The organism is Arthrobacter sp. E1SS-5 (genome assembly GCF_057073715.1).
The window spans coordinates 4,204,820-4,218,715 of sequence record NZ_CP172703.1 but is presented as its reverse complement, the minus strand read 5'-3'; the positions used below and the strand labels follow the sequence as shown (position 1 = coordinate 4,218,715).

At 66.1% G+C, this 13,896-nt stretch carries 12 protein-coding genes; 9 read left to right on the top strand and 3 right to left on the bottom strand.

What is annotated here, in order from left to right; genetic code table 11:
• The first annotated feature begins 74 nt into the window (after nucleotides 1–74).
• From ACIGJD_RS19630 to ACIGJD_RS19610, 5 genes are all read left to right on the top strand, one after another.
• Entirely contained in the window at nucleotides 75–2,114 is a 2,040-nt protein-coding gene (locus tag ACIGJD_RS19630; RefSeq protein WP_483687587.1) for a PTS mannitol transporter subunit IICBA, read from the top strand.
• Nucleotides 2,114–3,277, top strand: coding sequence for a mannitol-1-phosphate 5-dehydrogenase (locus tag ACIGJD_RS19625; protein WP_483687586.1), 1,164 nt, complete (start codon nucleotides 2,114–2,116; stop codon nucleotides 3,275–3,277). The genes ACIGJD_RS19630 and ACIGJD_RS19625 overlap by 1 nt, the downstream gene beginning before the upstream one ends.
• A 125-nt stretch (nucleotides 3,278–3,402) precedes the next feature.
• Entirely contained in the window at nucleotides 3,403–3,894 is a 492-nt protein-coding gene (locus ACIGJD_RS19620; RefSeq protein WP_483689548.1) for an N-acetyltransferase family protein, read from the top strand.
• Between the two features lie 42 nt (nucleotides 3,895–3,936).
• A complete protein-coding gene (locus ACIGJD_RS19615; protein WP_483687585.1) occupies nucleotides 3,937–4,377 on the top strand; it encodes a MarR family winged helix-turn-helix transcriptional regulator in 441 nt (146 codons plus the stop codon).
• A 41-nt stretch (nucleotides 4,378–4,418) separates the two neighbouring features.
• A complete protein-coding gene (locus ACIGJD_RS19610) occupies nucleotides 4,419–5,645 on the top strand; it encodes an MFS transporter (protein WP_483687584.1) in 1,227 nt (408 codons plus the stop codon).
• An 81-nt stretch (nucleotides 5,646–5,726) separates the two neighbouring features.
• Here ACIGJD_RS19610 and ACIGJD_RS19605 read toward each other — a convergent pair whose 3' ends face one another.
• The 3 genes from ACIGJD_RS19605 to rraA all read right to left on the bottom strand — a co-directional run bounded on the left by ACIGJD_RS19605 (nucleotide 5,727) and on the right by rraA (nucleotide 9,638).
• Complete coding sequence (locus ACIGJD_RS19605) at nucleotides 5,727–7,169, bottom strand: sugar porter family MFS transporter (RefSeq protein ID WP_483687583.1); 1,443 nt, start codon at nucleotides 7,167–7,169, stop codon at nucleotides 5,727–5,729.
• A 210-nt stretch (nucleotides 7,170–7,379) separates the two neighbouring features.
• A complete protein-coding gene (locus ACIGJD_RS19600) occupies nucleotides 7,380–9,044 on the bottom strand; it encodes an MDR family MFS transporter (protein ID WP_483687582.1) in 1,665 nt (554 codons plus the stop codon).
• A gap of 99 nt (nucleotides 9,045–9,143) precedes the next feature.
• A complete protein-coding gene (rraA, locus tag ACIGJD_RS19595; RefSeq protein WP_483687581.1) occupies nucleotides 9,144–9,638 on the bottom strand; it encodes a ribonuclease E activity regulator RraA in 495 nt (164 codons plus the stop codon).
• Between the two features lie 126 nt (nucleotides 9,639–9,764).
• Between rraA and ACIGJD_RS19590 the strand changes: the two genes are divergently transcribed.
• The 4 genes from ACIGJD_RS19590 to ACIGJD_RS19575 all read left to right on the top strand — a co-directional run bounded on the left by ACIGJD_RS19590 (nucleotide 9,765) and on the right by ACIGJD_RS19575 (nucleotide 13,895).
• Nucleotides 9,765–11,051 carry an MFS transporter gene (locus tag ACIGJD_RS19590; protein WP_483687580.1) on the top strand — a complete coding sequence of 429 codons (1,287 nt, stop codon included), beginning with the start codon at nucleotides 9,765–9,767 and terminating at the stop codon, nucleotides 11,049–11,051.
• A gap of 137 nt (nucleotides 11,052–11,188) precedes the next feature.
• Entirely contained in the window at nucleotides 11,189–11,797 is a 609-nt protein-coding gene (locus tag ACIGJD_RS19585) for a TetR/AcrR family transcriptional regulator (RefSeq protein ID WP_483687579.1), read from the top strand.
• A 287-nt stretch (nucleotides 11,798–12,084) separates the two neighbouring features.
• Nucleotides 12,085–13,284: an NAD(P)-dependent malic enzyme gene (locus tag ACIGJD_RS19580; protein WP_483687578.1), complete on the top strand. Its 1,200-nt coding sequence runs from the start codon at nucleotides 12,085–12,087 to the stop codon at nucleotides 13,282–13,284.
• 107 nt (nucleotides 13,285–13,391) lie between these two features.
• Nucleotides 13,392–13,895, top strand: a complete 504-nt coding sequence (locus ACIGJD_RS19575) for a DUF456 domain-containing protein (RefSeq protein WP_483687577.1) — start codon at nucleotides 13,392–13,394, stop codon at nucleotides 13,893–13,895.
• Nucleotide 13,896 lies beyond the last annotated feature (1 nt).

The following is a 13,896-nucleotide window of genomic DNA, read 5'->3' as shown; positions in this document are numbered from 1 at the left end:
TAATACCCAGCAGTACGTCGTCGTAATCATCGGACCATCCTGCGGAGCAGCAGGAATGACGGTTAGGAAATCACATGGCAACAGAGACAGTTGCAAAACCCCGCACCAGCGCGCGCGTGCACGTCCAAAAGTTCGGGACATTCCTGTCCGGCATGATCATGCCCAACATTGGGGCGTTCATCGCCTGGGGCATCATCACCGCCCTCTTCATCGAGAAGGGGTGGCTGCCCGTTCCGCAACTGGGTGGTTTCGGTGAGACCGACGGGAAGCCGAACATCGGCCTGGTAGGCCCCATGATCACCTATCTCCTGCCGCTGCTGATCGGCTACACCGGCGGCAAGATGGTTTACGACGTCCGCGGCGGCGTGGTGGGGGCCATCGGCACCATGGGCGTGATCGTCGGCGCCGGCATCCCGATGTTCATCGGCGCCATGATCATGGGTCCCCTGGGCGGCTGGACCATGAAGAAGATCGACTCGATCTGGGACGGCAAGATCCGCCCCGGCTTCGAGATGCTGGTCAACAACTTCTCTGCCGGCATCTGGGGTGCCCTGTTGGCATTGCTGGGGTTCTACGGCATATCGCCCCTGGTTACCGCATTCAGCACCGCCGCCGGCAACTTTGTCCAGTTCCTGGTGCACAACGGCCTCCTGCCGCTGACCAGCATCTTCATCGAACCGGCCAAGGTCCTGTTCCTCAACAACGCCATCAACCACGGCGTGCTCACGCCGCTGGGCGTGCAGCAGTCGCTGGAGCAGGGCAAGTCCATCCTGTTCCTGCTGGAAGCCAACCCCGGCCCGGGCCTGGGCCTCCTGCTCGCATACACATTCTTTGGCCGCGGCGCCGCCAAGGCATCGGCTCCCGGCGCCGCCATCATCCAGTTCCTCGGCGGCATCCACGAGATCTACTTCCCGTACGTCCTGATGCGTCCGCTGCTGATCCTGGGTACCATCGCGGGCGGCATGACCGGCATCGCCACCCTTGCGATCACCAACTCCGGCCTGGTGGCGCCTGCCGCGCCTGGCTCCATTTTCGCCGTGCTGGCGCAGACCTCCCGTGACAGCTACTTCGGGGTGATCCTGTCCGTGGTGCTCGCAGCGGCAGTCTCCTTCCTGGTGTCCTCGGTCATCCTGAAGACCACCAAGCACAGCGATGAGGCAGACCTGGGCGATGCCACCGCCCGCATGGAGGAAATGAAGGGCAAGAAGAGCTCCGTGTCCTCCCATCTGACCGGTGCCGGCACCGGTGCCGCTGCAGGCGCAGCGGCCGGCCGCGGCGGAGTGGGCGTGCTGGCCGGTCCCGTGCGGAACATCGTGTTCGCGTGCGACGCCGGCATGGGCTCCAGTGCCATGGGCGCCTCTGTGCTGCGGAACAAGATCAAGGCGGCCGGCTTCCCGGACGTGAAGGTCACCAACGCCTCCATTGCCAACCTCAGCGACACCTACGACGTTGTGGTCACCCACCAGGACCTGACCGAACGCGCCAAGCCTGTCACCTCCAGTGCCATGCACTACTCGGTGGACAACTTCATGAACAGCCCCCGCTATGACGAGATCGTGGAGCTGGTCCGGGAAAGCAACACCGAACGCGGAACGGCCGACGGCGCGACCACCCACGGGGCCCACGCCGCTGACGCCCCGGTCGACGCAGCCCCTGTTGCCGGTGCCTCCGCCAATGGCTCCGCGGACATCCTGGCCCGCGAGAGCGTGGTGCTGACCGGATCGGCCACCACCCGCGACGCCGCCATCGACGAAGCGGGCCGGTTGCTGCTGGCCCGCGGTGCCGTGGACGAGGGCTACATTGCCGCCATGCACGAACGCGAGGAATCGGTGTCCACCTACATGGGCAGCTTCCTGGCCATCCCGCACGGCACCAACGCCGCCAAGGACCACATCCGCAAGTCGGCCGTGTCCGTCATCCGCTACCCGGAGGGCATCGACTGGAACGGCAAGCAGGTGAAGTTCGTGGTGGGCGTGGCCGGCATCAACAACGAACACCTGCACATCCTGTCCTCCATCGCCAAGGTCTTCACCAACAAGGAGCAGGTGGCCCGCCTGGAGGCCGCCACGTCCGAGGACGAAGTCCTGGAACTCTTCGGAAAGGTCAACGCATAGTGAAGGCAGTGCATTTTGGGGCCGGCAACATCGGCCGCGGCTTCGTGGGCCTGCTCCTGCATGATGCCGGGTATGAAGTGGTGTTCGCGGACGTTGCGGAGGAGCTGATCAACCGGCTCAAGGAAGCGGACAGCTATGCGGTGCACGAGGTGGGGGAGAACCCCGCCGTACGCACCGTGGACAACTTCCGTGCCCTGAACTCCAACGCCCAGGAAGCGGAACTGGTCCAGGAAATCTCGACGGCGGACATCGTCACCACCGCGGTGGGTCCGCACATCCTGAAGTTCGTGGCGCCGGTGATCGCCAAGGGCATCGTTGCGCGGGAGCCGGGCCTGGCACCGCTGCAGGTGATGGCCTGCGAGAACGCCATCAACGCCACGGACATCCTGGCCAAGGAGGTGGCCTCCCAGCCGGGCGTCACCGCCGCGGTGCTCGACGGGAAGGCGGTGTTCGCCAACACGGCCGTGGACCGGATCGTTCCCAACCAGGAGGCCGGGCAGGGCCTGGACGTCACCGTGGAGACCTTCTACGAGTGGGTCATCGACCGCACCGCCTTCGGTGATTCCGCCCCCACGATCCCCGGGGCCACGTTCGTGGACGACCTTTCGCCCTACATCGAGCGGAAGCTGTTCACTGTGAATACCGGGCACGCCTCTGCGGCGTACTTCGGATTCGAAGCCGGCCTGGAGAAGATCTCCGACGCCATGGCCGACCAGGACGTAGCCGAGGACGTGCGCGCGGTGCTGGAGGAAACCAAGCAGCTGCTGGTGGCCAAGCACGGGTTCAGCAACGACGAACAGGAGGCTTATGTCCAGAAAATCCTGGTCAGGTTCTCCAACCCGTACCTGCCGGACACGGTCAACCGGGTGGGCCGTGCTCCGTTGCGGAAGCTAAGCCGGCACGAACGGTTCATCGGCCCTGCCGCGGAACTTGCCGAACGCGGCGTGGTGCCCGAGGCCCTGCTGGGTGCGATCGCGGCTGCGCTGAGGTTCAACGACCCCGCCGATGCGGAAGCCACCGAACTGGCGGGCATCCTGGGATCCGCCAGCCCCGCCGACGCCACAGCCAGGATCACGGGGCTTGAGCCGGAGCACCCGCTCTTCAACGCCGTTGCCACCCTCGTGGAGGAGCGGCAGGCGGAGATGGCCCGCACCCCTGCCTGACCAGGTCTGCCTTCCGGCCTAACCGACGTACTGCATAAGCCACGACGCCGGCGCTTCCAAAAGTGCCGGCGTCGTGGTTTTTGCTGTGCCAAGCTGGGCGGGTGACCTCCAAACAAGCTGCTGCTTTGTTCACTGCCGACGTGGACGGCGGGACGTTCCGCCTCCGCCACGCAACCCGCGCAGACCTGCCGGCCCTGGTCCGGTTACTGGCAGACGACGCCATGGGTGCCGGCCGCGAAACCACCACGGACATGGAACCGTACGAGCGGGCTTTCGACGCGATCGACGCCGACCCCGCCCACCTGCTGGCGGTGGGCGAGCTGGTGCCGCCGGGCGGGGAAGCAGGGCCTGTCGTCGCCACCTTCCAGCTGAGCTTCCTCCCCGGCATCTCCCGGCAGGGTGCCTGGCGCTCGCAGCTCGAGGGCGTCCGGGTGGCGGCGTCCCTTCGGGGGCAGGGTATCGGGAAGCTGATGGTGGGATGGGCCGTCCAGGAGTCCCGGAACCACGGCTGCCGGCTGATGCAGCTGACCACCCACAGGAGCCGCACCGCGGCCCACCGGTTCTATGAGCAGCTGGGCTTCGAGGCCAGCCATGTCGGCATGAAGCTGACACTCTAATTTCTTGACCGTTAGGGCGCCTAAATGTTAGGCTACCTAACGATGAATACGAACGATGCCCAGCTGCAGGAGCTTGCCAGCGGGTTCCGCGAAGCCCTCCGCCACAGTATCTATCTGGTTCGGCGCCTGGACGCTGACGGTGAACTCAGCGCCGCCCAGCTCAGCACCCTCAAGATGATGCTTGGGGACGGGCAGCGGGTCGGTGAGATCGCCCGGAACCTCGGAGTCCGCGTGCCCAGCGCCACAGAACAGATCATCAAGCTTGAGCGCGCAGGCCTGGCCCGCCGCGAGCCGGACCCGGCGGACTCCCGTGCGGTCCGCGTGATCCTGACTGAGGAAGGCCGCGCCGCCGTCGAATCCGCCAACAAGCGCCGCAACCAGGTGATGGCCGAAATCCTCAGCACCCTCACCGACCAGGACCGTAAAGCCCTGGCCGAAGCCCTGCCGGTCATCGACAAGATCAACGCATCCCTCCAGAACTGAACTTCAGTACCAAACCAGCCACAAACTTAGGAGTACCCTCCATGGACGGCCAGCTCGCAGAACCCCTGCAAGCACCAGAATCAACCCTGCAGGCTGAAAAAGCCTCATTCCTGAAGCAGCCAAAGGCAGTCTGGGCCACCGCCCTGGCCGCCGTGTTCGCCTTCATGGGCATCGGCCTGGTGGATCCCATCCTCCCCGCCATTGCCAAGAACCTGGAAGCCACTCCCAGCCAGGTGTCCCTGCTCTTCACCAGCTACTTCATGGTCACGGCGCTGGCCATGCTGATCACCGGGTTCGTCTCCTCCCGGATCGGCGGCAAGAAAACCCTGCTGATCGGCCTGGCCGTCATCGTCGTCTTCTCCTCGCTCTCCGGCTTGTCAGCCAGCGTTGGTGAACTGGTGGGCTTCCGCGCCGGTTGGGGTCTGGGCAACGCCCTGTTCGTGGCCACCGCCCTCGCCGTGATCGTGGGCGTCGCCAGCGGCGGTGCGGGAACCGCCATCATCCTCTATGAAGCCGCCCTGGGCCTGGGCATCTCCCTCGGCCCGCTGCTTGGCGCCCTCCTGGGCGGCTGGCAGTGGCGTGCCCCTTTCTTCGGCACCGCCGTACTGATGGCCGCCGCCTTCATCGCCCTGATCGCCCTGCTCCCCAAGACGCCGCTGCCCGAACGCAAGGTGCGTTTGCGGGACCCCCTGCTGGCGCTGGGCCACAAGGGGCTGCGCACCACGGCGGCAAGCGGCCTGTTCTACAACTACGGCTTCTTCACCATCCTGGCCTTCACCCCGTTTATCCTGGGCATGGACGCGTACGGCATCGGCGGCGTCTTCTTCGGCTGGGGCGTTGCCGTGGCCGTGTTCTCCGTCTTCGTGGCACCGCCCCTGCAGAACCGCTTCGGCGCCGTCAACGTCCTGACCGGAACACTGTTCCTGCTCATGCTGGACCTGGCGGGGCTGGGACTGGCGGCCGGGCACTCGGTTCCTGCCGTCGTCGTCCTGGTCATCGTTGCCGGTGCGCTGCTGGGCGTCAACAACACCATCTACACCGAACTGGCCATGGGTGTCTCCGACTCACCCCGCCCGGTGGCGTCCTCCGGCTACAACTTTGTCCGCTGGATGGGCGGCGCTTTGGCACCGTTCCTGGCGGCGCAGCTCGGTGAACACTTCGGCCCGCAGGTTCCGTTCTTCGCCGGCGCCCTGGCCATGGTGATCGCCATTGCCATCGCGTTCGGCGGCCGCAAGTACCTGTCATCGCACGAACCGCACGTGGTCTAAGCACTGCTGTACCAACAACAAACCCTCCATCACGCCATGTGATGGAGGGTTTGCTGTTTTCCTGTGAAAGGTGATGGGGCGTTACTTGGCCTTGGCCGACCCCTTCGGCACGAACAGGGTCTCCGCCTGCTCCAGGGACATGCCGTTGGTCTCCGGCACCTTGAACATGACGAAGAAGAAGGACGCGGCCGCGAACAGGGCATACATGGCGTACGTCAGCGGCAAGGACGCGGCTGCCATCACCGGGAAGCTGAGGGTGATCACGAAGTTGGCCACCCACTGCGCCGCGGCGGCCAGGCCCAGAGCGCGGGCACGGATCCTGGACGGGAAGATCTCGCCCAGGAGAACCCATACCAGCGGGCCCCAGGAGGCGCCGAAGCTGATCACGAAGATGTTGGCGGCCACCAGGGCAACGGGACCCCAGGCGCCGGGCAGGGTGATGTCCTCGCCGCTGCCGGTTGCGGAGGAGAATGCCAGCGCCATGGCGCCCAGGGACACGGCCATGCCTACGGAGCCGGCCAGCAGGATGGGGCGGCGGCCAACCCGGTCCACCAGGGCGATGGCCACCAGGGTGACCAGGATGTTGGTGACCGAGGTTGCCACCGAGATGGCCAGGGAGTCCTTTTCCTGGAAGCCAACAGCCTTCCACAGGGTGGTGGAGTAGTAGAAGATCACGTTGATGCCCACGAACTGCTGGAGCACGGACAGGATGATGCCTACCCAGACCACGGCCTGCAGGCCCAGGGTCTTGCCGCGCAGGGAGCCCTTCTGGCCAGCCAGCTTGTCCTCTTCGATGGCCTCCTGGATGTCGCGGATGTGCCGGTCGGTGTCCTCGGCGGGGGCAATGGAAGCGAACACCTTCCGGGCCTCGTCCTCCTTGCCCTTGAACACCAGGAACCGCGGGGATTCGGGCAGGGTGAAGGCGATCCAGCCGTAGACGACGGCGGGCACCGCGGCGGCGAGGAACATCCAGCGCCACGCTTCAATGCCCAGCCAGAACCGCTGGTCCGCGCCACCTGCTGTGGTGGCCAGGACGGCGTCCGAGAGCAGCGCGGCGAAGATGCCGGTGGTGATGGCCAGCTGCTGCAGCGAGGCCAGGCGGCCGCGGACCTTCCGGGGTGAAATTTCGGAGATGTAGGCGGGGGCGATGACGGAGGCCAGGCCGATGCCCAGCCCGCCCACCAGGCGCCAGAACACCAGGTCCCACACGCCGAAGGCGAAGCCGGTTCCCAGGGCGCTGACCAGGAAGAGGAGTGCGCCGAGCTTCATGGCGGGGATGCGGCCATGGCGGTCCGCCACCCTGCCGGCCAGGAAAGCGCCCGCCGCGCAGCCCAGCAGTGCGACGGCCACGGCGAAGCCCGTGACGGCCTCGGACAGCGCGAATTCTTCCTTCAGGGCGTCCACGGCGCCGTTGACCACGGACGAGTCGAACCCGAAGAGGAATCCGCCCACCGCCCCCGCAAGCGCCAGCCAGATCACCCGCCGCGGTATCCCGGTATTGGTCTGCTCCTGTGCAGTGGGCATGGTTCTCCCTGGGTTCTGGAATGGGTGGAAGCGGTGCGGACGTCGTCGGCTGCAGAACCGGCCAGATCGCCGGTGCGCTTCCGCCAGTGTTCCATGCCACGGCTCCTCGATCCACTTGAGGGGCTGCCCGGGCGCTCTGCTGCGCGCCAAAAAAGAAGACGACGACGGCGGGCCGTGCCGCCGTCGTCGTCTGGTCTTTGCGCTGCCCGGCTAGTGTGCCGGGATCTGCATGTTGTCCTTGTCCTGCGGGGAGGCGTTCTGGTCCGTCAGCTTCTTCCGGGGCAGGGCGAAGCTGATGAGGAACGCCAGGCCGGTCAGCGCCGCGGCCGTCAGCATCACCGTGTCGATGGACGTGGCGAACCCTTCGGTGATGGGCCGGGTCAGGGTGCTGTTGGCGGTGTGCAGCCAGCTGGTGTCATTCAACGAGTCGTTGGAGGCGCCGTTCTTGAAGAAGTCGTACAGCTTGGCGTTGGCCGGGTCGGAGGCGACGGACGGGTCCTTGAGGACGGCAAGGTAGGCCGGGTCGGTGGTGGCGGCCTTCATTCCTTCGGCGATCTTGTCAGCTGCCAGGCTGAACAGCATGGAGATGAAGACGGCGGTTCCCACGGCGCCGCCCATGGAGCGGAAGAAGGCCGCGGAGGAGGTTCCCACACCCATGTCGCGCGGCGGGACCGAGGTCTGCATGGCCAGGGTGAGCGGCTGCATGCAGAAGCCCAGGCCGACGCCGAAGAACACCGCGATGAGGCCGGGAACCCACAGTTCGGTGTCCACTTTCAGGACGGAGCCCATCACCAGGGCGGCTGCGGTCAGGATGCCCGTGCCCATGATGGGGAAGATCCGGAACGTGCCCGAGGCTGAGATGGTGCGGCCGGCCGTGATGGAACCGAACAGGATGCCGATGGTGAAGGTAATCATCATCAGGCCGGCCTCGGTGGGGGTGAGGCCTTTGACCAGCTGCAGGTACATGGGGAGCATGGCGATGGCGCCGAACATGCCGATGCCGATGATGAAGTTCAGCAGCGAGGACAGCCCGAACGTGATGTTGTTGAAGAGCCGCAGCGGGATCAGGGCGTAGTCGCCGGCACGCTTCTCGGCGAGCAGGAACCACGCAATGCCCAGCACGCCCACTCCGTAGCAGAGGAAGGAGTTGGTGGAGGTCCAGCCCCAGGAGCGGCCCTGTTCGGCCACCAGGAGGAGCGGAACGATGGCCACGGTGATGGCGGCGGCGCCCCAGTAGTCGATCTTCTGCTTGAGGTGCCTGGCCGGCAGGTGCAGGAACAGGAACACCACCACCAGGGCGGCCAGGCCGATGGGCACGTTGATGAAGAAGACCCAGCGCCAGCCGTCGAAGCCAAGGATGTTTGCGGAGCCGGCAAAGGCGCCGCCCACCACGGGACCCAGGACGGAGGAGATGCCGAAGACGGACATGAAGTAGCCCTGGTACTTGGCGCGGTCCTTGAGGGAGACGATGTCCCCGATGATGGTCAGCGCCAGGGCCAGCAGGCCGCCGGCACCAAGGCCCTGGATGCCGCGGGCAATGGCAAGCTCGGTCATCGAGTGCACGGACCCGGCGTAGATGGAGCCCGCCAGGAAGACGGCGATCGCGGTCAGGTACAGCGGGCGGCGGCCAAAGATGTCGCTTAGCTTGCCGTACAGCGGGGTGCTGACGGTGGAGGTGATCAGGTACGCCGTGGTGGCCCACGCCTGCAGCGAGAGCCCGTCCAGGTCATTGGCAATGGTGTAGATCGACGTGGAGACGATGGTCTGGTCAAGGGATGCCAGGAACATGCCCAGCATCAGGCCCACCATCACGGTGACGATCTGGCGTTGCGTCAGGGCTTCTCCGGCGCCGGGCGCGGCCGTGGATTTGGACATGGGTGCTCCAAGGGAAAGAAAAGTATATAAGCAGCGATAGTTGCTTTCAGTAACTATCTTACCTGCTCTTTCTATTCCCCGCCTTGGTAACTTTTCGCTTTACGGCTCCACGAGGATGCCGTCCGGGTCGCACCAGACGGTGGCTCCGGGACGGAAGGTCACGCCGTCGATCACTACGTCCACGTCCACTTCGCCGGCACCGGCCTTCAGGCTCTTCCTTGGGTTGCTGCCCAGCGCCTTGACGCCCAGGTCCAGCTCCCCGATCGCCACCCGGTCCCGGATGGCCCCATTGATGACGACGCCGGCCCAGCCGTTCGCCACCGCGCTTTCGGCGATCATGTCCCCCATCAGCGCCGTGCCCAGCGAGCCGCCGCCGTCCACCACCAGCACCGCCCCGTTCCCCGGAGAATTGAGTGTCGACTTCACCAGGGCGTTGTCCTGGAAACAGCGGATGGTCCGGACCGGGCCGCTGAAGTGCGAGCGGCCGCCCAGGGACTGGAACTGCAGGGAGACGGACGCCAGTTCGTCGCCGCGCTCGTCGTAAAGGTCTGCCGTGTTTACTGCTGTGCCTTCTGCCGGGGTGGGTGCGCTCATCTGGTTCTCCTTTTTCCTGGCAATTTGTTCGTTGGGCGATGGGCCGCCACATACCCGGGCGGCCGGCTACCGCCCACGATAGTCTGATCCCACCGCCAACCGGCCGCACCAGGGGGAGCCAAGCCAATGAGTCCGTTCCACACGCCCGTGCCGCCGGAGGGCACGTCCGAAGGTGTCAGTACGACGGCGGCGCTCGCCGAACCGGTGCACAAGGTCACCGCCCGCTGGGTCACCGGCCTGGTGCTGGTCAACGTAGGCATCAACGCCGCGTTCTTCGGCCCCATCAACGTGTTCATCGGCCAGCAGGCAATCACCATCGACGCGCCCGGCAAGGAGGCCATCCTTTCGCTGGTCACGGCCTGTGGTGCGGCGGTCTCCCTGGTGGCCAATCCGCTCTTCGGCGCGCTCTCGGACCGGACCACTTCCCGTTTTGGCCGGCGCTCGCCGTGGGTGCTGGCCGGAGCCGTGCTGGCCACCGCTGCGCTGCTGGCCATGTCCTTCTCCGGCGCGGTGGCGCTGATGGTGCTGTTCTGGTGCCTGGTGCAGCTCGGCGCGAACGCCGCCTACGCTGCCATCACCGCCGCAGTGCCGGACCGGGTGCCGGTGGTCCAGCGCGGGGGAGTGGGCGGGCTCGCGGCCATGGGCCAGACACTGGGAATCCTCACCGGGGCCGTCTTCGGTGCCGTGGTATCCGGCAACTTCATGGTGGGCTACTGGCTGTGCGCCGGGGCGCTGCTTTTGTCCGTGCTGCCGTACCTGTTCCACCGGAACGACCCCGCACTGCCGGGGGACGTCGCCGGGCCGTTAAGGCTTGGCGCGTTTTTCCGCGGCTTCTGGATCAGCCCCCGGCGCTACCCGGACTTCGCGTGGGCATGGCTGACGCGGTTCCTGGTGAACGTGGGCAACCAGCTGACCATTGTCTACCTGCTCTTTTTCCTGCGGGATGTGATCGGCCACGAGGATCCGGCGGCCGGTGTGCTCGTCCTGACGGGGATCTATGCCGTGATGGTGATGATCACGGCAGTGCTGGCGGGGCCGTGGAGCGACCGGATGGGAAGGCGAAAGCCCTTCGTTATCGGTTCCTCTGCCACTATTGCCATGGCCGGTGCCATCATGGCGTTCTTCCCCGTGTGGCCCGGCGCCTTGGCCGGCGCTGCCGTGCTGGGCATCGGCTTCGGCGCGTACCTGGCCGTGGACTTCGCTTTGCTCACGCAGGTCCTGCCCTTCGCCGTCAGCCGCGGGAAGGACATGGGGGTGATCAACGTGGCCAATTCCCTGCCGCAGGTGGTCGCACCGGCGCTGGCGCTGCTGGCCGTGACCTATGGGGGCGGCTACCGGACGCTGTTCCTCACGGCGGCCGTTATTGGGCTGCTGGGCGCCGTCTTCGTGGTGAAAATCAAGGGCGTCAACTGACCCCGGGAGTACCGATAGTAAGGCTGGCTGACGAATTAGGGCACGGATCTGTGCCGTATAGTTGAACCGGCTGCAGGGCGGTACGGAAGTGGGGGCGCTCCTGGCCGCAGTCGCTAAAACACAACCCCGGAATGCTGATGCCCGAGACTTTTTCAGACCATCCGCCCATGGCCGCCCGGCCTTCCGCTCCACGCCAGCGCCTCCGCTACGCACGGATCCTCGATACGGCTGCAGGGTTTGCCCGCACAGGACTCGACGCCGTGGAACTCGCCCAGGTGGCAGAAAAAGCAGACGTACCGCTGGGCACTCTTTACCGCTACTTTCCCTCGCCAACGCACCTGATGCTGGCGCTGTACCGGCAGCAGCTGGATGAGCTGCAGGCAGGGACCCGAAGCTCCTCCCCGCGCTTCCGCGGGCGTGCACTCTCCGGCCTGCTGATGGAGATCTTCCACATGCGCGTCATGCAGCCCGCGGTGGAGCAGTGCCTTAGCCGGGGCGTGTACCTCCCGGGGAAGGACACCACAGACCTCCTGCGGGAGATCGACGCGCTCAGCGAAAAGCTCGTCACCGCTGCGTGCGGTGACGCCGTGGGAGCCAGGGTCCTCCTGCTGACTGTCACTGGTCTGGTCCAGTCCGTGCGGAACCGCCGGCTTTCCCTCTTCGAAGCCGAGGAGGACCTCAAAAAGGCGTGCGGCAGGCTGTCTCCGGAGGCGGACTCTGGGTTCACAGTGACGAAATCCGCGTAACTGGTCTAGACCAAAAGCGATTTAAATCGGCCATAATGCCGTGACCTGGATCATAAAAATGCCTGCCTAAACGATTTTTCCTGCTGCCGCGCTGTCAAGAGGCACCAAAGCGGGGTTACGTGCCTGCCTACCATGGAGGCACAGGAGCGGCAGGGCGGAACATCCCCGGCGTTCCCGCGGACCCGCCACCCCTGGGTTTCCTGTCGCACTACTTTCCCTGCTTGGGCCCGGCCGGGCTCCAGGCCCCACGTGCCGTGCGCCCACGGCGAGCACCAGGAGACAACGACGTGTCCATTGACGCAATCACTGCCATTGATGATTCCGCAACCGCCCCGCTGACCGAGGACGAGATCTTCGAAGCCCACCAGGGCGGCAAGCTGTCCATAAGCACCACGGCCCCGCTGTCCAACAAGCGTGACCTGTCCATCGCCTACACCCCGGGTGTTGCCGAAGTCAGCCGCGCCATCCACGCCAAGCCCGAACTGGCCCGCACGCTCACCTGGGCCGAGCGCCTGGTGGTCGTGGTCAGCGACGGCACCGCCGTCCTGGGCCTGGGAAACATCGGCGCCAGCGCCTCGCTGCCCGTCATGGAGGGCAAGTCCGCCCTGTTCAAGACTTTTGGAGACCTGGACTCCATCCCGCTGGTCCTCAACACCACCAACGTGGACGAGATTGTGGAGACCCTGGTCCGCCTGCGCCCCAGCTTCGGTGCCGTCAACCTCGAGGACATCTCCGCCCCGCGCTGCTTCGAGCTCGAGGAAAAGCTGATCGAGGCCCTGGACTGCCCGGTCATGCACGACGACCAGCACGGAACCGCCGTCGTGGCCCTCGCCGCCCTGACCAACGCTGCCAAGGTGACCGGCCGTGGCCTGGAAGGGCTGAAGGTGGTGGTGTCCGGTGCAGGCGCAGCGGGTATTGCGGTCGCCGAAATCCTGCTGGCCGCCGGCATCAGCGATGTTGTCCTGCTGGACTCGCGCGGTGTCATCAACAGCAGCCGCCCGGACCTCGCAGCAGATTCCACGAGCAAGAAGGCAGACATCGCCGGCCGCAGCAACCCCCGTGGGATCACCGGCGGTCCCGCCGAGGCGCTGGCCGGAGCCGACGTCTTCATCGGCGTCTCCTCCTCCAAACTGGACGAGGCACACCTGGCCACGATGAACCAGGACGCCATTGTTTTCGCACTGTCCAACCCGGACCCCGAGGTCCTGCCCGAGGTAGCCGTGAAGTACGCCGCCGTCGTGGCCACCGGCCGCAGCGATTTTCCCAACCAGATCAACAACGTCCTGGCATTCCCCGGCATCTTCCGCGGCGCCCTGGATGCCGGCGCCCGCCGCATCACGCCCGCCATGAAGCTTGCGGCGGCCCGCGCCATCGCCGAGCTCGCTGCCGAGGACCTTTCGGCTGACTACATCGTGCCCAGCCCGCTGGACCCGCGTGTTGCCCCGGCCGTCACCGCGGCCGTCGCCGCGGCGGTGGAAGCCGAGTAAGGCTTCTTCCTGCAGGAAACCACGACGGCGGTGCCTCCTTCGCGAAAGGAGGCACCGCCGTCGTGGTTCAGGAAGCTGGGCGTTGGGCGGCCCCTAGACTGGGGACCATGACCTCCGAGACCGTGGTGACCATCCTGTGCGGCCTGGCGATCCTGGTGGGGGTGGCGGGCACCATCATCCCCGTCCTGCCCGGAAGTGTCCTGATTGGCGTAAGCCTGTTGGCCTGGGCCATCTGGGGCGGCGCCGGGACTACCGGATGGGTGGTCTTCGCGGTGGCCATGATCTTCGTCGCCGCGGGAATGACTGCCGGGGCTGTCCTCACGGGGAGGAAGCTGAAGCAGCACGCCATCCCCAGCCGCAGCGTGGTGGTGGCCCTGGTAGCGGCCGTGGTGGGGATGTTCATCATCCCTGTTGTGGGGCTCTTCGTGGGCTTCGCCGCGGGCCTTCTGCTCAGCGAGTTCCTCCGGACCCGCAACTTCTCTACGGCGGCGAGATCCAGTTGGGCGGCGCTCAAGGCCACCGGCCTTGGCATGCTTGCCGAATTCGGGCTCGCCTGCCTGGCCGCCAGCACCTGGGTCATCGGAGTATGGATCGCCGCCGCCAACGGCTGAG